This is a genomic window from Acaryochloris marina S15 (assembly GCF_018336915.1).
Classification (GTDB): domain Bacteria; phylum Cyanobacteriota; class Cyanobacteriia; order Thermosynechococcales; family Thermosynechococcaceae; genus Acaryochloris; species Acaryochloris marina_A.
In genome coordinates this window covers 2,961,596-2,981,720 of sequence record NZ_CP064923.1, presented here as the reverse complement: position 1 = coordinate 2,981,720, position 20,125 = coordinate 2,961,596, and the positions used below count along the sequence as shown (strand labels likewise).

15 protein-coding genes are annotated in these 20,125 nt (G+C 47.7%); 12 read left to right on the top strand and 3 right to left on the bottom strand.

Annotated elements, in window-relative coordinates:
* Positions 1 to 69: 69 nt before the first annotated feature.
* From I1H34_RS13820 to I1H34_RS13780, 9 genes are all read left to right on the top strand, one after another.
* On the top strand, positions 70 to 1,452 hold the full coding sequence (locus I1H34_RS13820; protein ID WP_212661677.1) for a tetratricopeptide repeat protein: 1,383 nt from the start codon (positions 70 to 72) through the stop codon (positions 1,450 to 1,452).
* A 23-nt stretch (positions 1,453 to 1,475) separates the two neighbouring features.
* On the top strand, positions 1,476 to 4,610 hold the full coding sequence (locus tag I1H34_RS13815; RefSeq protein WP_212661676.1) for a WD40 domain-containing protein: 3,135 nt from the start codon (positions 1,476 to 1,478) through the stop codon (positions 4,608 to 4,610).
* 143 nt (positions 4,611 to 4,753) lie between these two features.
* Positions 4,754 to 5,218, top strand: coding sequence for a hypothetical protein (locus I1H34_RS13810; protein WP_212661675.1), 465 nt, complete (start codon positions 4,754 to 4,756; stop codon positions 5,216 to 5,218).
* Positions 5,219 to 5,517: 299 nt separating this feature from the next.
* Complete coding sequence (locus tag I1H34_RS13805) at positions 5,518 to 6,843, top strand: PhoH family protein (RefSeq protein WP_212661674.1); 1,326 nt, start codon at positions 5,518 to 5,520, stop codon at positions 6,841 to 6,843.
* Positions 6,844 to 7,057: 214 nt separating this feature from the next.
* On the top strand, positions 7,058 to 7,459 hold the full coding sequence (locus I1H34_RS13800) for a response regulator (protein ID WP_212661673.1): 402 nt from the start codon (positions 7,058 to 7,060) through the stop codon (positions 7,457 to 7,459).
* 12 nt (positions 7,460 to 7,471) lie between these two features.
* Complete coding sequence (locus I1H34_RS13795; RefSeq protein WP_212661672.1) at positions 7,472 to 9,796, top strand: ATP-binding protein; 2,325 nt, start codon at positions 7,472 to 7,474, stop codon at positions 9,794 to 9,796.
* Between the two features lie 93 nt (positions 9,797 to 9,889).
* Entirely contained in the window at positions 9,890 to 12,130 is a 2,241-nt protein-coding gene (locus tag I1H34_RS13790) for a GGDEF/EAL domain-containing response regulator (protein WP_212661671.1), read from the top strand.
* A gap of 145 nt (positions 12,131 to 12,275) precedes the next feature.
* A complete protein-coding gene (locus I1H34_RS13785; RefSeq protein WP_212661670.1) occupies positions 12,276 to 13,376 on the top strand; it encodes a hypothetical protein in 1,101 nt (366 codons plus the stop codon).
* 102 nt (positions 13,377 to 13,478) lie between these two features.
* The gene (locus tag I1H34_RS13780) at positions 13,479 to 14,729 is read left to right on the top strand and encodes a uracil-xanthine permease family protein (RefSeq protein ID WP_212661669.1); all 1,251 of its coding nucleotides are present in this window, start codon (positions 13,479 to 13,481) and stop codon (positions 14,727 to 14,729) included.
* Between the two features lie 14 nt (positions 14,730 to 14,743).
* On the opposite strand, the gene I1H34_RS13775 is transcribed toward I1H34_RS13780, so the two are convergent.
* Positions 14,744 to 15,811, bottom strand: coding sequence for a DMT family transporter (locus I1H34_RS13775; RefSeq protein ID WP_249369216.1), 1,068 nt, complete (start codon positions 15,809 to 15,811; stop codon positions 14,744 to 14,746).
* Between the two features lie 369 nt (positions 15,812 to 16,180).
* Between I1H34_RS13775 and sppA the strand changes: the two genes are divergently transcribed.
* The 3 genes from sppA (at position 16,181) to I1H34_RS13760 (ending at position 18,153) form a co-directional block, all read left to right on the top strand.
* Positions 16,181 to 17,002, top strand: coding sequence for a signal peptide peptidase SppA (sppA, locus tag I1H34_RS13770; protein ID WP_212661667.1), 822 nt, complete (start codon positions 16,181 to 16,183; stop codon positions 17,000 to 17,002).
* Positions 17,003 to 17,194: 192 nt separating this feature from the next.
* Complete coding sequence (aroH, locus tag I1H34_RS13765; RefSeq protein WP_212661666.1) at positions 17,195 to 17,605, top strand: chorismate mutase; 411 nt, start codon at positions 17,195 to 17,197, stop codon at positions 17,603 to 17,605.
* Positions 17,606 to 17,661: 56 nt separating this feature from the next.
* The gene (locus I1H34_RS13760) at positions 17,662 to 18,153 is read left to right on the top strand and encodes a CBS domain-containing protein (RefSeq protein WP_212661665.1); all 492 of its coding nucleotides are present in this window, start codon (positions 17,662 to 17,664) and stop codon (positions 18,151 to 18,153) included.
* Between the two features lie 47 nt (positions 18,154 to 18,200).
* On the opposite strand, the gene I1H34_RS13755 is transcribed toward I1H34_RS13760, so the two are convergent.
* Positions 18,201 to 18,980: a hypothetical protein gene (locus I1H34_RS13755; RefSeq protein WP_212661664.1), complete on the bottom strand. Its 780-nt coding sequence runs from the start codon at positions 18,978 to 18,980 to the stop codon at positions 18,201 to 18,203.
* A 106-nt stretch (positions 18,981 to 19,086) separates the two neighbouring features.
* Positions 19,087 to 20,115: an isochorismatase gene (locus I1H34_RS13750; RefSeq protein WP_212666263.1), complete on the bottom strand. Its 1,029-nt coding sequence runs from the start codon at positions 20,113 to 20,115 to the stop codon at positions 19,087 to 19,089.
* Positions 20,116 to 20,125: the final 10 nt, after the last annotated feature.

Below are 20,125 nucleotides of genomic sequence, written 5' to 3'. Positions count from 1 at the left end.
TAGAGGCAATAACCTAAATCTTGATATTGATATTTTTACTTGCCCCCACTTTTTCGCTAGTACTAACTTATGAATGCTCCGTCAAAAACAAAAACGCAGACGTTTAACTTACTCAGCATTGGTCATCGGGGTGTAGGTAAAACCGTCTTTTTAGTGGGTAGCTATGCCGAACAAAAAGCTAATAGTGGGTCGCGAAAATCATCTACCTGGTTTGACTGTCAGGATACCCAGGTTCAACATAATTTGAACACATTGCTGGAATATATTGCCCAAACGGGTCAATACCCGCCAGCAACCATGAAAATGACTAATTTTGAGTTTTCCGCGAAAACTCAAAACCTTTTTGGTGAGAAGGATCTCTGTCAGTTTCGCTGGTGGGATATCCCTGGAGAAATTTGCAATAACGACAACCCCAATTTTCAGAAAATGGTGATGGACTCCCATGGTTGTTGTGTCTTTATTGATACCTATACGCTGTTTAATAATTCTGCTTACAGCCAGACGCTTCAAGGCATTGTTAAACAGGTCGAAACCATCGCTTCTCTCGCTCGGCAAAGTGGTTTGACCTATGTCTTTGCTATTGTGCTGACCAAATGTGATCTTTTGGCAGAAAATCCCCAGAAATTACTAAAAATAGAAGAAAATATTCGACCCTTAATGGCCCGTTTGGATGCCAATCAAATTCAATATCGCAGATTTTACTCTACGATTCCCATCGTTAAAAATGGAAAAATGTCGGTATTGCAGGCAAAAGGAGCCTCTGCGCCATTGCTCTGGTTGGCGACAGAGTTAAGTAAAATTCATCGCAAAGGCCGACCTCAGTCTTTGGCTAGTGGATTTAACCGTTTATTAGACAATAGTGCCCAGCCTTTATCTCTCTCTCGTCCCAGAGGAGGGGGGAGAGCTACCTCTAATAAACAGCTTTGGGGAGTGGCAGCCATCGCTGGCCTTCTCGCCGTTGGCGTGGCGGTAGCGGTTGGATTTGGAACGGGCTTGCTCGGCAATTCCCCTACTGAACAAGCGAACTTGACTCCTAATGAAAAGGTTCAACAATACCAGGAGATTTTGGAGCAGTCCCCGACTGATCCAGAAGCATTGCTGCAGCTCTCTCGGCTCTATTCGGATTTGACAGAATTTGATAAGGCTCTACCCCTTATGGAAAAGTTGGTGGACCAACAGCCGGAGAAGGCTGATTTTCTATTTGAACTAGCGGGGCTATACGCCCTGAATGGGAACAAGCAGAAGGAAGAAACGGTCTACGACAAAATCCTGAAGATAGATCCAAACAGCATTCTAGCTCTCACCAGCAAAGCTACATTGCGCGTTGAACAGGGGGATAATGCAGCTGCTAAAACCCTATTTTCTAAGGCTGAGGTTGCTGCGCCAACGGATTCGTTAAAGAAGGAAATCCGGAAGATGGCTGATAAGGCCCAGTCCAAACCTAACCCGTAACCTCACTTTAGGAAGACCCTCTGATGCTAACGCTAGATCTTGGTCAACTGGTTTACACTAGCTTCCCTGATCAGGGCTTTCAGACTCTCAGTAGTGCTGATGTCCCGGAGGAAGTGAAACAGGTTTTTTTAACTCAGGTGGTTTATAAGTATTGGAATTCTTATGCGCCGCCTCAGCCGGGGTATCGAGCAGCATACCTTGCCCAAATCTCTTCTGAGCTCACTTTATTTGGCTGGATGTATAACCAAGGGGATGATGACTTAGGCCGAAGTCACATCCCCTACTTTATTGCCTATTGTTTAGCGGGGCCTCTGGATAATCCCCTCTTGGATAAAATCTATGCCTGCTTAGAACGGGGCCCCGTCACGTTGATAGAACGGCATAGTGTTTCTCCAGATCTGCAAAAGGTAGTCATTGATCAAATAGAAGATTTACCACCGACATTACCGGGGGTGACGATTCCTTCGGGTTCTCGGGCTCGATGTCGGTTGTTGCTCAATAAAGGTAAGCTTCTGAGTTTCTCAGTGGCAATTCCTGGTGAGTCAGAGTTGGCGAATGGCAAAGGGAATGACCCAGAAATATCTCCAGAAACAACAGCTGTCCCCCTCTCACCAGAAGTGGACAATCAGCCCCTACTGAGTTCTCTTGAACGCTTGCTAGAGTCTCCGAGAATTACCTTAGACTCGATGGCTCGGGTGCCCACGACTAAGAATGCCCTGTTGATTGGGGTCAGTCATTGTGAACATGGATTTGAACCCTTGCCAGGGGTACAGCAGGATATTGCTGTTATGAAGCAAGTCCTGGAAAATCCCAAAATAGCGGCCTTTGATGAGGTCCAAACCCTACTCAACCCCAATCCCCAAATTTTGGCAGAATCCCTAGAAAGTTTTTGCCAAGATCGGGATGTTGATGATTTACTCGTCATCTATTTTTCGGGACATGGGGTGGTACTAGATGATCATGGCCGGTTTGGTTTAACCACCAGTATGAGTCGCACCAACTCGAAAGATAAAGTGGTGCGTTCAACCCTGGTTTCGGCTGATCTGCTGCAAGATATTCTGAATGACAGTAAAGCAGAACGACAGGTTGTTCTGTTGGATTGCTGCTATCGGCAACCCTCTACCTCTGCCTCAAATCCCCATCTAGGGGGGGTAAACCTCCCTCAATATTTAGGAGGATTGGGGCGGACGATCATGACATCAGCGACCCAAGCCCGCCATGCGTTTGTCCATAAGGGGGCTGATCTATCTCTCTACACGTTTTATTTAGTGGAAGGGCTCAGAACGGGGGCTGCGGATCAAAATTGTGATGGCAGTATTTCGGTGGAAGAATGGTATGCCTATGCGAAGCGCAAGGTCAAACAAGAGATTCCGGCGATTGAACCTCAAATTTACAATGTCAAGGCGGTGCAAAATTTAGCCTTGGCCCAAGCTCCCATCGATCAGCCCCAATTTGCCTATCGCCGCCAGTTCGAATTCTATGCGGGCCGCGGTGAAATATCGCCGGTCAATCGGGTGATTTTGGATAATCTTCAGTCCAGCCTTGATCTTGATTTAGAGATGGCCAAGACGATTGAAGCGGAGGTGAGTAAACCTGGAAAGGCGTATCAAACGAAACTGCAAGAATATGCCATGGCTTTTGTGGAGGCCGTGCGACAAGAATACCCGGTTAGTGATTATTTGCAGGATCAGTTTCGACAGTTTCAAGCGACTTTGGGCTTAACGGATGCGGATACGATTCCGGTTGAATCCGCAATTATTCGCCAGGTTCAGGTGATTCAATTTCCTGGACAAGCCCCGGAAGTGCCTAGACGAGTAGCGCCCAGTTCCACCTGGTCGAATCAAACGGTGATTCAGCCGTTACACCAAGCTCTGGGGGTGGGACAACAGACCCTGCAGACTTCTGCTCAGCACCTCAGTTCCATGGGGCAAAACCTGTCCACGACTGTGAGTCAGTATGTACGAAACGCTCGATTGCGAGGGAATCTGTCTTCCCTCTCTTGGCGTCAATTGCAAACAGTACCCAAACGGGTATGGTGGTTTGCGGGGGCTGGTGCGATCGCACTGCTGTTACTCATGTCTATTCTGCGTCAACAACAAGAGGGGCAACAGCGTCAGAAAGAAGCCCAGCAGATGGAATTTTGGCAGTCCCTAGCCCAACAGAAACGCTATGACAACTGCATTGCCCAGACCCAAAATATTCCCAAAGATTCTCGACTTTATCCCTCTGCCCAGAAACTCTTTTCCCAATGCCAAGCGGGTATCAATTGGAAGAATGCTCAATTAAAAACCTTGTCAAATGCCCCGAAACAGGCGATTTGGTCCGTTGCCCTCAGTCCGGATGGTAAGACCCTGATCGGCAGTGGTGACCAAAACGATATTAAGCTGTGGAACTTAGGTAAAGGCCAGCTGATTCGGACCCTGTCGGATCACAAAGATCAGGTTTGGACGATTGCCCTAGGCCCCAAAGGTAAGATTTTGGCTAGTGCCAGTGGTGATTGCACGATTAAATTGTGGGATGTACCCACCGGGAAGCTCCTGAGAACCTTTGCGGCTCACCCGAAGACCGTATGGTCTGTAGCCATCAGTCCCGACGGTACTCTACTGGTCAGTGGCAGTGAAGATCAGACCTTGAAAGTTTGGAATATCAAAACGGGCAAGTTAGTCCGCACCCTCAAGGGGCATTCGGGACAAGTCCGGTCTGTGACCATTAGTGCCAATGGCCAGATGATAGCCAGTGCTAGCAGCGATAAGACGGTGAAGCTCTGGGATTTGAAGACGGGCAAGCTTATGCGGACCTTCCAAGGACATACGGGTCGGGTGATTTCCATTGCCTTTGGACCTTCTAGTCAGCAGTTAGCTAGCGCCAGCCAGGATAAGACGGTGAAGCTCTGGGATCTGAAGTCTGGAAAATTGAATCAAACCATTCAGGAGCATGCCAAGCCGGTGACGGCGGTAACTTTCAGTCCCGATGGCAATACCTTGGCAACGGGCAGCCTAGATCGCACCGTAAAGCTCTGGAACCTTTCTACGGGGGCTTTGCGTCATACGCTTACAGGCTATCAAGGTGATATTTATTCCTTGGCTTTTGCCGCCGATGGTCAGTCTTTGGTCAGTAGCAGCAAAAATAGTGCCATAAAAGTCTGGAGTCGAGATTAGCCTGTGCGCTAATTTTTGGGGTTAGGGGAATAATTGGGTTGGAATGGGGTGAAAGATTGGGAATTAATCGGTAGGATAGAGCCAATCTCAAAGTGTTTGGTCCTGACACCTTAGTTGAAAACGAAACCTTAGGAATAATGCAGATGAAATCTAAAGTATTAATGCCGCTCCTGCTGTTGGCTGTACTGGGAGTTCCTGTTCGCGCTATGGCCCATGCCCTGCAGACGAACTATGTATTAGAAGAAGCGAATAAGGTTCAGTTTACGGCGGTATTTAGTACGGGTGAGCCCCATAAGAAGGCCAAGGTCAAAATTTACTCCCCTGACAATCTGACTGAGCCAGTGATGGAGACCGAGACGGATGAAAAGGGTCAGTTTACCTTTGATACCAGCGAAAGAATGCCGGGAGAATGGGAAGTCAGCATTGGCGAGTCGGGGCATCAAGATATCTTGACGGTGCCGGTGACGCCCAAGGGAATTAATCTGAATGAGATTAGCGAAGTCCCTCAGCACCAGTCGCCTCAAATTCCCCTGGTGGCGATTGTTCTCTCTGGTGGCATGGGATCGGCGGCTGTGCTATCTCGCAAACTCCGTGCTATCAAGTCGTAAGCGTTGTGCGGGACATAGAAAGAGATATTGCTGGGTGACAGGCTATCTTTGGTAATTTCCCTTGCAATAGAAGCTTCCAATGTCTGCCGATTCTTTTGGTTGAAGAGAAATGAGTCCTGTAAAGCCCACCTTATATAAAGGTGGGCTTTCTGCTACTTTTTTATGGAGAAATTTTGTGTGTACGCTATAAAATCTGCAGCGGTATGGCTTCAATCGGGACGCTAGGTTTTAGATCAATGTGCTGTAATGAAGTATCAACTTTCGGCTGCCCATTTTCTTGCTAGGTTATTATCTCTCCTATGAAAAAAGCGTTTGTCCTCGATACGAATGTACTGCTGCATGATCCGAATGCCATCTTTCGCTTTGAGGACAACGACGTAGTCTTGCCGATTACGATTATCGAAGAACTTGATCGGTTCAAAAAGCAACCCCAAGAAACGGGGCGGAATGCTCGTCAGGTATCGCGAACCTTAGATGATTTAAGGGCTCAGGGCCAACTCACAAATGGGATTGACCTGCCGAAGGGAGGAACGATACGGGTTGCCTTGTGCGATCGCATCACCCTCAAAGAACTTCCACCTGAATTAGAAGGGGACCAAGCCGATAACGCGATCTTGGCCGTGGCCCTGGAACTGAAAAATCAGTGCCAATGTCCCGTGGCCTTGGTGAGTAAAGATACCAATCTCCGCATCAAAGCCGATGTCTTAGGACTAGCTGCAGAAGACTACTCCACGGATAAGGTTGATTTTGAAGGGCTTTATACCGGTATGACTGAAGTCATGGTAGGGAGCGACACGATCAGTCAGCTATTTCAAGCAGGACAGACGTCTCTACCCGAAAAAACATGGCCTAATCAGGCGGTCACTTTAGTGGATAGTCTAAAGCCTTCCCACACGGCCTTGGCCCTAGCGGGGGATCACACGGGGGAAGTGATTCCCCTGCCCAAATTTCCCCATAACGGCATTTCTAGAATTCGAGCGCGGAATCGCGAACAAAAATTCGCCTTTGAATTGTTGATGCGAGACGATATTTCCTTAGTGACTTTGGTGGGGAAAGCAGGAACGGGCAAAACCTTGATTGCGATCGCAGCAGGGTTACATAAAGTAGCGGATGAGAAGAACTATAGCCGTCTGTTAATTGCCCGTCCCGTCGTGCCCATGGGACGAGATTTGGGATATTTACCCGGAGATATTGACGAAAAACTAACCCCTTGGATGCAACCCCTCTATGACAATTTTGATCTGATTTTTGGGACTCAAGAAGCGGCAGGGCAACCTCAACATTGGCGACGGGGCCATGAGGAGTTAATGGACCAAGGGCTACTCCAAATTGAACCCCTTACCTATATCCGTGGACGGACCATTCCCAAACAATTTTTGATTGTGGATGAAGCTCAAAACTTAACTCCCCATGAAGTTAAGACGATTTTGACTCGGGCCGGGGAAGATACCAAAGTGGTTCTCACCGGGGACCCTGAGCAAATCGATAATCCCTATGTAGATGCGGCCAGTAATGGGTTGACTTACGTAGTGGAGCGATTTAAGTCTGAGTCCATAGCGGGCCATATTACTTTGTATCAAGGTGAGCGGTCTGATTTGGCTGAACGGGCGGCCGCTTTACTGTAGAAAAGTAAACTCCTGTTCCTAAAGTTTCAAGTCAGAAGAATAACTGGGCAAACTGGGTATGGTCCTGTTGTTTGTGGGATCACAATGCCCAGCTTCCTATACTGGCTCTTTTGAACTGTTTAGAATAAATAATTTTCAAAAGACAATAATCTATTGCTCTGTTTATGAATAAGGATTATTGAGGTAATTGTCTAGAGGCTTAATAAAAATAGAAATGGCAAATTCAGCAATTATTTGTGTTGATGATGAATCTGTAGTGCTAAGAAGCCTGCGTGACCAAATTAGTAAATATTTTGGTGATCAGCATACCTGTGAAATCGCTGAGAGTGTTGAAGAAGCCTGGGAAGTCATCGATGAACTGAAAGAAGATGATGTTGAAATTCTGATCATTATTTCAGATTGGTTAATGCCCGGAACCAAGGGGGATGAATTCCTGATCGAGTTAAATCAAAAATTTCCAGAAATTGTGACGGTGTTGTTGTCCGGGCAAGCAGACCAATCTGCTGTCGATCGAATTCATCAGAATATGAAACTCCATGCTTATGTTTCAAAGCCTTGGAATGAAGAAGATTTAATGGATGTGATAAAAACCGGCTTGTCGGCATTTCAAGAATAGAGATAGGGGTTGATGTTTATCCAAACTTTGCGATCCTTTCCAGGAAAACTTGCTCGTCGCCAGAAGCTCAGAACGGTCCTGGTGGTGCCCTTTGTATTGCAGGTTTGCGGTGCTGTTGGCTTGGTGGGCTATTTATCATTTCAGAATGGTCAACGGTCCATTGAATCCTTGGCCCAACAGTTGACGGATGAAGTGGAAGTCCATATCGCTGAGCGAACCCAAACCTATTTGGCTGCTCCCCATGCCGTCAACCAACTCAATCAGCATGCTTTAGATTTAGGGCAGCTCAAAGCCAATACCCTAAACAGCATGGAACGTCATTTTTGGCGGCAGATCCAGGTGTTTGATCGGATTAGCTACATCCAGTTTGGAACGCCTCAAGGTGAATTTGTGGGGCTGGCTGCGAATGATGATGGCAGTTTTACCTATCAAGTAACGGAGTATTCTGGAGACTTACAAACTTACTCCATCAAACAAAATGGGCAACGGGGGACAAAATTAGAAACATCCCCTAACTTTGCGCCTCAAAAACGCCCTTGGTACCTAATTCCCGAGAAAAAAGATAAGCCGACTTGGACCGATATTTATGCTTGGGTGAATCCACCGACCTTAGCAATTACCCTAGGACAACCCTATTACGATCAGTCTGGAACCTTTCAAGGGGTCTTAGCAACGGACCTATCGATTGCTCAGTTTAGCGATTTTCTGCGAACCCTCAAAATTGGTAAATCCGGCAAAAGTTTTATTCTGGAGCGCTCAGGATTATTGGTGGCGACGTCCACTTCCGAACAGCCCTTTACTCCGTCCGAGAAAGGACCTCAGCGTTTACCTGCCCTAGAAAGCCAAGACCCTGTCGTTAGGGCAACCACTGAGAAATTATTGAAACGGTTTGGGACCCTGCAGGAGATTTCAGTGCGCCAACAGCTGGCGATCGATATTGAGGGTCAGCGTTATTTCCTTCAAGTTAATCCCCTTAAGGATCAGCATGGCTTAGATTGGCTCAGTGTGGTTGTGGTTCCAGAAGCAGACTTCATGGAACAAATCTATGCTAATAACCGCTCAACTGTTGGTCTATCGGTTGCTGCTCTGCTGTTTGCGATCCTAATTGGGGTTGCGACCGCCCGATGGGTGACCAGCCCGATCTTAAAAATTAACGAAGCTGCCACCGCGATTTCTTCAGGAGACTTACAGCAAAATGTTGCCCTCAACCGCTCTGACGAGTTGGGTGAGTTAGCTCGATCATTTAATCAAATGGTCCATGATCTACGCCTCTCTTTGGAAGAGCGAAACGTGGTGGTCGAAGCCCTGAAAAAGAGTGAGCAACAGTTAGCAGAATATAATCGGTCTCTGGAACAGGAAGTTCAACAGCGAACCCAGGAGTTGGTTCAATCTGAAAAAATGGTGGCTTTAGGCCAACTGACAGCAGGGGTGGCCCATGAAATCAATACGCCCTTGGGAGCCATTCAAGCAGCTGGCGAAAATATTGCCTCTTCCCTAGAGAAGTCAATGCAGCGGCTCCCCCAAATTCTGGATCAATTACAGCCAGAACAAACCGACGCGTTTTTTGAGTTACTGGCGGTGGCCCAGCAACAGGAGTTGTTGACCTCTCGCGAGGAGCGTAAGCTCAAACGAAGCTTGAAGAAAATCCTGGTAGAGAAAAGCTTAGAGCCTGCTGCTGACCTGGCCAGCACCCTCAGTAAGATGGGGGTGTCTGCTGATCTGTCACCGTTTATGCCCATCCTAGAGCTGCCGAACAATACCGAGGTTATGAATGTTGCCTATGATTTGACGGTCATTCATAACAACACTCAAAATATCCGCTTGGCCGTGGGACGGGCAGCCAAAATTGTGTTTGCCTTGAAGAGCTATGCTCGCCAAGATCTGAGTAATGAGAAAGTCAAAGCGTCTGTTCCCGCTACCGTAGAAACGGTGCTGACCTTGTACCATAACCAGATTAAACATGGCATCGATTTGACCAAAGCCTTTGATGATGTGCCAGACATTCTTTGCTACCCAGAAGAACTGGCTCAGGTATGGACGAATTTGCTGCATAATGCCATGCAGGCTATGGATTATAAAGGACAGATTGAATTAGCGATTGGTCTGGATCAACAGGGAATTCTGGTCAGCATTACGGATTCAGGAGGTGGCATCCCTGAGGAGGTGCAAGCTAAGATATTTGATCCCTTTTTCACGACAAAACCTGCGGGTGAAGGGAGTGGTTTAGGGCTGGATATTGTCCGTAAAATTGTTGATAAACACCAAGGAAAGGTCGAATGTCAAAGCCAGCCAGGGCATACTAGGTTTGAGGTTTGGTTACCGCTTGAAGTGAGCTAATGAGTTGAGAATTCGCTTTATTTTTAGGTTAATCCTCATTGTATTTGAACGGAATGTGCCCAAAGTGACAGCAGCGACGATGGTGGAGCAACGGTGAGCAAAGGCACGATCATTTGCATTGATGATGACCGATTGATTCTGAATAGTCTTCGAGATCAATTGCAGCGAATCATCGACGATACCTACGACATTGAGGTGGCAGAAAGTGGCGGAGAGGCCCTAGAGCTATTTTCTGAATTAGAGGTAGACCAAATTGCAATTCCCTTGGTCATTTGTGACCAAAATTTGCCGGATATGGGGGGGGATTCTCTCCTCAGCTATTTACAGATTCAATATCCGAAAACCCGAAAAATTCTGTTGACGGGTGAGGCTAATCTAGATGCTGTGATTCATGCCGTTAATTCTGCTAATTTATATCGTTACATCGCTAAACCCTGGGACGAAACTGACTTAAAACTAACGGTAAAGGCGGCATTAAAGAGCCATCTGCAAGATGAGCAGTTAATTGAGCAGAATAGAACTCTCCGAGCTGTGAATTCTCAATTAAAAGGAGAAATTGATGAGCGTCAGCTCGTACAGCAGAAATTGCAGGAGAGCGAAATCCGGTTAGAAAGCATTCTCAATTCATTAGATGATGTGGTGTGGTCAGCAGCAGTTGAAGAGTTTCAGTTGTTGTATTTGAATCCGGCGGCAGAGGCGGTTCATGGCTATCCTGTATCGTCGTTTCTCAGTAGTCCTGATTTATGGCTTGATGTGATCCATCCTGCAGATCGCCATCAAATGGTCCATTTCTTTGATCAATTGCTAGCAGCCGGTTCTCTGAACATTGAATACCGAATTTTGCGGCCCGATGGAGAAATCAGGTGGCTGAAAAACCGGGGCCATGTGATTACGGATGATCAAGGACGCCCCAGCCGCCTAGATGGAATTATTTACGATATTACGGAGCAAAAACGGGCTCAGGCTCAATTGCTCCATGATGCCTTTCATGATGAGTTAACGGGGCTGCCGAACCGTAATTTGATGATGGAGCGGATCTCTCAGTCCTTAAAGCGCCAACATCGCATTCCCGATTATCAGTTTGCATTGCTGTTTATCGATCTGGACCGATTTAAGATTATCAACGATAGTTTGGGACATCTTGTCGGTGACCAATTACTGGTTGCGATCGCACATCTGTTAGAAAACTGCTTGCGCACCTCTGATACCGTGGCTCGCTTAGGGGGAGACGAATTTACCATTCTCCTGGATGGCATTCAGGGCATTGATGATGCGATTCATGTGGCAGAACGTATTCTAGAAACCTTAAAAACACCATTTCAGGTGGGAGATCATAGTGTCTTTACCGGGTCCAGCATCGGTATCGCCTACAACTCCGTGCAGTATGACGATGCAACTTTACTCTTGCGGGATGCAGATATTGCCATGTATCGCGCTAAATCCTTAGGTAAAGGCTGCTTTGTGGTGTTTAGCCCGGAAATGCATGCCCAGACCCTGAGCCTGCTCAAACTGGAGCGAGATCTACGCTCTGCGGTCGATCGGCAAGAATTGGTGCTGTATTATCAACCGATTATTGACCTGACGACGGGAGACCTCAGCGATGTTGAGGTATTAGTCAGGTGGCAACATCCTGAGCGGGGGTTAGTGATGCCATCGGATTTCATCCCCTTGGCAGAAGAGACGGGGTTGATCGTGGAGATTGGTCAATGGGTTCTCCAGGAAGCTTGCCAGACCCTGCGGGCTTACCAACAAAAGTTTGCCTCTGCAACGGAGTTGAAATTTAGCGTTAATTTATCCAGCGAACAACTACAAGATCCCAACTTTATCCAAATTGTTGATCAGGTTTTATCTCAGTCAGAGTTAGACGGACAATATCTAAAGCTCGAACTTACAGAAAGTATGCTGATGTCCCATGAAGAGAAGCATATTAAAACCTTGCAGCAATTGCGCGATCGCAACATCACCATCAGTCTGGATGATTTTGGTACAGGCTATTCGTCCCTGAGCTACCTCTATCGATTCCCCCTAGATACCCTCAAAATTGATCAATCCTTTGTGAGTCGAATGATCTCTGAACCGAAAGATGCTGAGATTGTGAATACTATCATTTCCCTGGCTCGCACCTTAAATATGGATGTGATTGCCGAAGGCATTGAAACAGAAGACGAGGCTCTACACTTAAAGAAACTGGGCTGCGAACGAGGACAAGGATATTGGTTTTCTCCACCCATGTGTCAGCAGAAGCTGGAAGAGCACCTGCAAGCCGGACCCCAATGGCGAGTTCAGCAACAGCCCATAGACCCTAACCTATCCGTTTCAGCGCCATCTTCGTAGCCTTTTGTTGTTCAGAATTAAATTCCTATAAAGACTTTTTCCAGTCTGGCTTCCCCAAAGGGAGAATAGGAATAAGAGCGAGAGAGGGGCAAGGTATAGCGATAATCCTGAACTTTGATGTCCAAGGCATGTAAGACGAACAGCCATGACGGGCCTATCCCAGCGAGCAAAAGCGCAAAGTACCAGACTGAAGGGCCTAGAGTTTTTCTCGGCATTGATGGTCATGGCTGGAGGGATTGCGACCCTTGTCACTCATAACATGGTGTTGGCTGCAGCCCCCCTTAGTTGTGCCGTTGTTCTCAATTTGCATAATCGGCGTCAGATGGATCGACTCACTGACTACTATGCGGGATTAAGACTGAATAAGATTCGAGTCTTCTTACACCAAGACCTGCAGGCGATTCAGGCTAATGTGTCTGGGCATCAACGAGATGGCAGGGAGTCTGAGGTAACTCAAATTCGTCAGTACCTTGCTGACTTATCCGGTGAACTTAAGCGTCTGGAGACCCAAAAGGGGGATGGTGCTCAAACACGACCGGAGTGGGTGGAACAGATTGAGATTTTAAAAGAGCAAGGGCAGGATTGCAGAAAGTCTCTAACCTCCCTCATGCAGGACTTACAGGAAATTTCCACCCCAAGGGTTGAGCGGCCTTCTCTGGCAGCATTGAAGGCAACCCTTCATCATTACCAAAATGCTCCACTCTCGATCGATAGAACTCAAATAGCCGAACTGGTTCAAACTTGGTCGGAGCAGGTGCAGTCTATGCAAACTCAGCTAGAGACTCTCACTTTCTCCGTGAAACAACCGATGTCTCCTGATATTTCAGCTTCTCAGGGAGACCCCTTAAGGAACCTGCACGAGCAAATGGCAACGTTGAACCATCAGTTGGTAGGCATGCAAACAGATTTTTCTGAACGATTGCTCCCTTTTCAAAAGGATCAACAGAGGTTGCAATATTCTCTCCATCAGCTGCAAGAGCAGACGGCAAGTTTGCGTTTCGACCTCAATAGCGTGAAATCATCAACACTCAATCCCTCTCTTCCTCAGATCCAGATTGAAGAACAGATCGAAACGGCATTGATACCGTTGCAGGTTCAGTATGTGTCCCTCGTCAATGATTTGGATCTGTTTGAGGTGGATATACAAGGGCTGGTCTATCAAACTCGCCAGTTACAGCAAATCTATCGGCAATGGTTAGCTATTCATTATCAGGTGCAGGGGATTGCCAAGATGGGCCAGGATTAAAGCTTAAGCCAAGTATGAAGAAAACCCTAGCGCTATCTTGATCCCCTTAAAGGCTGACTGATACTGGGAAGACAGAAATTTCGGAACCGGTACTGTTTGTTTATGAACCCCAGCCTTCCTCAGCCGGTCGATTCATCCTCTTCCTACTCCTTTCGTCTCCAGGATATGCTCCTGGGCGCGCAAATGCTGTTTATTGCCTTTGGGGCGTTGGTCTTAGTCCCCATCCTGGCAGGCTTAGATCCCAATGTGGCTTTATTTACGGCGGGTATAGGAACCCTGGTCTTTCAACTGATTACCAAAGGGAAGGTCCCTGCTTTTTTGGCCTCTTCCTTTGCCTTTATTGCGCCGATTACAGCTGGTATTCAGCAGTTTGGCTTGGCTGCAACGATGTCGGGTTTGGCAGCGGCTGGATTGTTGTACATGCTTTTGAGCTTGTTGGTTTTGTGGCGGGGCCCAGACCCGATCTTAAAAGTGCTACCACCCATCGTGACAGGGCCTGTGATCATGGTGATTGGCCTTTCTTTGGCACCCATTGCCATTCAAATGGCGTCCGAGGCAGGCTCTAATTATGGTGTGGGAACGGCACAGTTCCTGGCTGCTTTGGCATTATTTACAACGATTGTAGCGGCTCTGTTGGCCCGAGGAACGTTTCAATTGGTGCCGATTTTGATGGGGATTAGTGTGGGATATGTCGGTGCTCTGCTGTTAGGAATTGTTGATTTCGCCCCGGTTTTGGCGGCTCCTTGGTTTATGTTGCCTCACTTTACCTCACCGACTCTGCATTGGCCTGCGATCGCATTCTTCATCCCCGTTGCCATTGCCCCGGCCATCGAACATATTGGCGATATTCTCGTGATTAGCTCAGTCACCGGCGACCCTTTACTGCGTGACCCAGGATTACACCGCACCTTATTGGGGGATGGTGTAGCCACCTCCATCGCAGCGATGTTGGGGGGCCCTCCCAATACCACCTACTCAGAAGTAACCGGTGCAGTCGCTCTGACCCGCGCCTTTAACCCTGGCATTATGACTTGGGCAGCCCTCATTGCCGTTATGCTGTCCTTCTCCGGTAAATTAGGCGCTTTGTTGAGGACCATTCCCCCACCCGTAATGGGAGGGGTGTTGGTCGTGCTGTTCGGCACCATTGTCGTAGTGGGAATCAACAGCTTGGTGCAGTCTGGTAGTAACCTGCTGCAGTCGCGAAACATGATTATTGTGGGGGTGATTCTAGTGCTGGGGGCTGGGAATATGAGCCTAGCAATCGGCCAGTTTTCCTTGGAAGGCATTGGGCTTTCCAGCTTGATGGGGGTGCTGTTGAATAGTGCCCTGCCAAATCCTAGTCCCGGTGAATAGAAGGTGAATTCCTGTTATTTAGCGGTAGTTTTGGCATCTACTCGAACTGTAATCTCAGCAACCTTAGATTTTTTGGTGCCCAACACCCGAAGTTCTAGAGATGACAAAAGCTCTCCCAGGGTGGGTAGCTGCTCTCTTTGGTTAACAAAATAAATACTGACGAGAGTGAGGCAGACGCCAAAGGTTTGGACTGGGCTGAGGACTTCTGACAAAAACAGGTTGCCAAAGATCAGGGCAAAGACTGGCGTCAAAAATGTTAGGGAACTGAGGCTAGTTAAGTTGCCTTTGGACGCAAAGTAGAAAAAGAGGCCATAGGCAATCGCACTGCCAAAAACAGCAGCATAGCTAATGGATAGCCAATCCATATGGGTTAGATGGACCCATTGCTCAGATTCCCAGAGTCCAGATCCTAAAAACAGGGGAAGCCCCCCAATGACCATATGCCAACCGGTTGCACTGATGGGGTCGGCATAGCGGCAAACTTGACGGATCATCACAGTACCCACTGCCATGGATAACGCCGCGAGCAGCATCAGAAACTCTCCACTTTGGGTGAGTTGATTGAGGTATGGCCAACTTAGAAACTGCTGCCAGTCCTGTTGCAGCCATTCCCCAGACCCCAACTGCAAAATCCATTCGTCCGGCAACCCAATACAGCTAATCCCGCCCACACCAATGCCTAATCCTATCCATCCCCAAAGCCCAATTCGCTCCCCGTAGAGGATCAGTGCCAGCAAGGCCACCACGAGGGGTTGTGAATCGATCATCACAGATCCAAGCCCCGCAGAGGTATGGGATAGTCCTAATGCCAGAAAACCTTGGAATAAGGTGACATCGACTAGGGCAAAAAGCGATATCCATAGCCAAGCCCGCCATCCCTTGGGTTGAGCTTTACCCAGTAGCAGGGCTACTCCGATGACCAGCAGCCCTGCGGGTGCAATGCGCAAGCCACCCATAAAAAGGGGAGTGGTGTGGGCTAAAACTCCCTTCATTGCAACCATCGCCGTTCCCCATAGGAAGAAAGGTGCGATCAGGGTCAGACGATTGGGAAAGCGTTGGGAGTCTGGCAGACTAAATTGCATAATTATCCGTAGCAAGGATCGAAAAGAAAAATAGGCTTTAGTTACGCTGGTCTCAAAGCACCAAGCATGAAAGAAAGCCACAAAAGCCGCAGACCTACGTAAATCTAGTCTGAGAAACTTAAACTTTTTGTAACCTTTGCTTTGATTATAAGATGTATGCTTCGGTGTTCACAATTTAGTTGGGCGGTTATCCGATGTGAGCATTGTAGAGATGACCAAGTTACAATACAGGCTTTGGGAACCTTGATGGCGATTGAATGGACGGCATGCATTCACAATCGGCTAGGCCTGGAGTGATACGCATAGACCGATCATTTTCAACTTTCTGTTCCCAATAGCGTTGAAAACAATCAGTGATAAATATTGCCCATGATTTGGCCGTTTAAAGGTGCCCGCAAACAAATAGCCCGTTTAGAAATAAAAGGTGCGATCGCAGGAGCAACCCGAAAGCATGTATTGGAAGCCCTCAAAACCATTGAAGAGAAAGGCTATCCAGTGCTTCTCCTCCGCATCGATAGTCCAGGAGGAACGGTCGTTGACTCCCATGAAATTTATAGTGCCCTAATTAAACTGCGGGAAAAGGTCAAGATTGTTGCGAGCTTTGGCAATATTTCTGCTTCTGGCGGAGTTTATATTGGCATGGGGGCTGAATACATCATGGCTAACCCAGGCACTATAACTGGCAGTATTGGGGTGATTCTCCGAGGAAATAACCTGGAACGCCTTTTAGACAAGGTGGGCGTTTCCTTCAAAGTCATCAAGTCTGGCCCCTACAAAGATATTTTAGCCTTTGATCGAGAGTTAACCGAGCCGGAGAGGCAAATTCTCCAAGATCTGATTGATAGCAGCTACTCTCAATTTGTGGAGATTGTGGCAGAAGGGCGCAACTTAGAAGTGGATGCTGTCAAGCAGTTTGCTGATGGGCGCGTATTCACGGGACAACAAGCCCTTGAACTAGGCCTAGTGGATCGATTGGGAACGGAAGAAGATGCCCGGTGTTGGGCTGCTGAACTGGCAGGTCTCGATCCTGAAAAAGCTAAATGTAACACCATCGAGGAAGAAAAATCTTTTTGGAGTAAGTTGCTACCCGGTAGCCGGCAATCTTCGTTGTCTGTACCTCCCCAAGTTCTTAATTGGGTAAATTTTGAGATAGCAACGAATGGTTTACCCTTGTGGCTCTATCGACCTTAAATATGGTGTCCCTCAGAGGGTTAGAGTTGAATTGATATCGCAATTCAATTTAGCTTTAATGAGCCTTACATGTTTCAATAAACAGGTAAGGTGGGGAACCGTAGATTTTCTGTGATGTGGGTCAATTCCCTGAAGATGTCAAGTTTGCTAACATGGCGCAGGTTTTCTTAAATCCTGAGGCATGATTTAGCTATGGAGGATAATTCTGTGTCATGGAAAGTACGAGCAATTCGTGGGGCAACGACTGCTTCTGAGAATTCCGTTGCCGCAATACGGGAAGTCGTTACTGAGCTCATGTTGGCCATTGAGTCAGAAAATTCTCTGGATGTGAATGAGATTATTAGCGTAACGTTTTCTGTTACTCGGGATTTAGATGCCGTTTTCCCTGCAGCAATTGCTCGTCAGCGTCCCAACTGGGATACTGTCCCCCTGCTAGATGTGCAGCAAATGTATGTAGAAAGTGATTTGGATTTTTGTATACGCTGTTTGATTCATTTCAATACTCCTGATCCGAATCAACCGATTCATCACATCTACCAAAGAGGCGCCAGGCATTTACGTCCTGATTGGGGGTTTGTTAAAGCTAGAGTTCCCACTCACTAATTTATAGAATAGTATCGCTTCAGACTGAGCAATTAACACATCAAATAGGTGAGCTAATGGCTATTTCTCGTCCCGTGGTCAAAGACTTTATGACCCCAGATCCTATTGCTATCTCTCCCACAGATTCTTTAGAGACGGTAATTAAGCTGTTAGAAGACCACCGAATTAGTGGTTTGCCAGTTGTTGATGATGTAAATCATGTTGTTGGCATTATTTCTGAAGGTGATTTGTTGGTTAGAGAATCTCCTATGAAACCTCCTCTATATATGACATTGCTTGGAAGCGTGATTTATTTTGAGTCACCGAAGCAATTCCATCAGCATATGCAAAAAGCATTTGGGATGTTGGTTCAAGATGTGATGACAAACCAGCCGATCACAACTCAGCCTGATATGCCTTTGACGTCTGCGGCCAACTTGATGTTGACTAAGAAGATTAACCGTTTACCTGTGGTTGATAAAGATCAATGTTTGATAGGCATCATTACTCGTCATGATTTGGTTTGTGCATTAAAGCCTGCCATAACCTCTGAATCGCCCCCTGATTGATATTGGCCTTTGCCCCCAGGATCATCTTCTAGCCTCATTTCTCATATCTAAGCCGTGAATCCGCCCATTGGATTAAAGTTATGTGCCGACTGACTGGCCGTGAGCGCCGCCTGGGAGAAGAGCTGAAAAGCCTTCCGAATCTCATTATGGGAATTGCCCGGCGTCAAGATCCATTGTTCACGCACCCCCATCTCTCGAAACACCCGTTTAAAGTCCGTCTGTCCATCATCGATGCCCATTGCTGCAATAATATGGTCTTCCGTGCGCAGCATATCCTCGACCATTATCTTGACCTCCCGGACAGAACGCCGAGAATGGGCATCCGCTCCATCCGTAATAATCAGAGATACCGTCCGCACCGGCACCCCATTATCGATAAAAGCTTGGGCCTTCGCTAGAACCGTAGCCAGTAACACCAGAGTTTGGTCATAGAGCGGCGTTCCCAGATTCGGATCATAATTGTGTTGATCCATCCGCATCGCTTGGTCAACAGAACAGTAGGGATAGAGCACCGCCCCATTGAGATAGCGGTTGTGAACAAGAATATGGTCTTTCTGTGGGGACATGGCCAACGTATCCAGCACCGTATTATGTCCAGCCCGGACCACCGCCCCATGGCCGGCAAACCGAATCGAACCCGAATCATCCGGCATGATTGTCACCAGCACCACCTCACTAGCCATCACATCATCGACTGGCGTTCCCAGGCCAGCCTGGATCTGTGCCCCAATATCGACAATATTGAGGGCCTGCATCGATGCCTGTGAGAGTACCCCATCCGCTTGGGCTGATTGGAATAGTGCATTTAGATTCGGAACTTGAGACATAACATTCTCCTTAAAAAGTGAGGTGTATAGAGAGGAAGTGATTGACGCATTATTGAGAAAAGCCAGCAGACCCAGCAGACGCTGATCGAGCCATAGTTTAATCCGTCTAAGGATTGATGCCAGGCCAACCTGCGATCTCATCCGTAGAACGCACCAAATGCATGCCCGCTTGTTGAAACCGTAGAAATGCCTCATTGGCCTGCTCCGTAAAATCGACCACCCCTGGCACCACCACCGGCGAAGAACAATCTTCCAGCAGGTAAATTTTCTTCGCCAAGTCCGGGTCATGGGCTTGAATTTCCGTGAGTAAGTCATCGATAGTCCAGGCGACACAGTGACTCTTGGCCTGCCCAGCAATAATCACCACATCAAAATCCAACAGCTTTTGGATAAACCGGATATTCTTTTGGGCAATCGGCCGTCCCTTCGGATCATCGAGAACCTCCGGTCGGAGCACCGAGTAATTTTCTGTCAGAGGATTGCCCCCCTTGATTTCAAAATTGGTCTGACTATGGCGAGCCAGATTATGGAAAAAGCAGGCCTCCTCCACCGCCGCCACCAGGGCATGGCCAATGCCTCCCAACATCGAGTGATAGGGCCAAATAGTCAGGGGATATTTCCCCTTCTGGGAAAGGCGTTGGACATAGTGGCGGGCAAAATTCTGCAGAGCCATATAATTGCCCAGACTATAGGCCATTGCCGGATTCACCTTCCAGGCCCCCTGTTCCACCTCTGCCAAAGAAATCATCGTCAGGGGCGTGGGAGACTCGCCGCGATCATTCAGCCAAAAATCAGCATGGAAGATCTGCATCGCCGTATGAGTATCCATCGTCGGTGCAATTTCCGTAATCGTCCCCAAATTGCGGTAGATAAACTCACAAAGTCGGCGATTATCCTCCACTGCCCCCATCCCAGACGGTCCCCCCACAAACAGCTCAAAGTCGGGAATACAAAACGTATTTTGGACATCAATTGCCATCAGACAAATCCGCATTTTATCCTTCGCTGCTGGCTGCACCCCCTGTTGGCTTGCCCAGTCCCGGGCCTGTTGGACTCTGTCCTGGTAAGGGACCCGCCACACCTTCCCCACCCGTTGAGGGTCAAAGAAATTAGGAATGGGTAATTGCGTCAACATCATTTTAAAA

Bases quoted from the DNA above. Each gene is read 5' to 3' on its own strand.
- I1H34_RS13800 (WP_212661673.1), top strand. From the start codon at position 7,058: ATGGCAAATTCAGCAATTATTTGTGTTGATGATGAATCTGTAGTGCTA.
- I1H34_RS13810 (WP_212661675.1), top strand. From the start codon at position 4,754: ATGAAATCTAAAGTATTAATGCCGCTCCTGCTGTTGGCTGTACTGGGA.
- I1H34_RS13775 (WP_249369216.1), bottom strand. From the start codon at position 15,811: ATGCAATTTAGTCTGCCAGACTCCCAACGCTTTCCCAATCGTCTGACC.
- I1H34_RS13780 (WP_212661669.1), top strand. From the start codon at position 13,479: ATGAACCCCAGCCTTCCTCAGCCGGTCGATTCATCCTCTTCCTACTCC.
- I1H34_RS13755 (WP_212661664.1), bottom strand. From the start codon at position 18,980: ATGTCTCAAGTTCCGAATCTAAATGCACTATTCCAATCAGCCCAAGCG.
- I1H34_RS13785 (WP_212661670.1), top strand. From the start codon at position 12,276: ATGACGGGCCTATCCCAGCGAGCAAAAGCGCAAAGTACCAGACTGAAG.
- aroH (WP_212661666.1), top strand. From the start codon at position 17,195: ATGGAGGATAATTCTGTGTCATGGAAAGTACGAGCAATTCGTGGGGCA.
- I1H34_RS13750 (WP_212666263.1), bottom strand. From the start codon at position 20,115: ATGTTGACGCAATTACCCATTCCTAATTTCTTTGACCCTCAACGGGTG.
- I1H34_RS13815 (WP_212661676.1), top strand. From the start codon at position 1,476: ATGCTAACGCTAGATCTTGGTCAACTGGTTTACACTAGCTTCCCTGAT.
- I1H34_RS13820 (WP_212661677.1), top strand. From the start codon at position 70: ATGAATGCTCCGTCAAAAACAAAAACGCAGACGTTTAACTTACTCAGC.
- I1H34_RS13795 (WP_212661672.1), top strand. From the start codon at position 7,472: ATGTTTATCCAAACTTTGCGATCCTTTCCAGGAAAACTTGCTCGTCGC.
- I1H34_RS13760 (WP_212661665.1), top strand. From the start codon at position 17,662: ATGGCTATTTCTCGTCCCGTGGTCAAAGACTTTATGACCCCAGATCCT.
- I1H34_RS13805 (WP_212661674.1), top strand. From the start codon at position 5,518: ATGAAAAAAGCGTTTGTCCTCGATACGAATGTACTGCTGCATGATCCG.
- sppA (WP_212661667.1), top strand. From the start codon at position 16,181: ATGATTTGGCCGTTTAAAGGTGCCCGCAAACAAATAGCCCGTTTAGAA.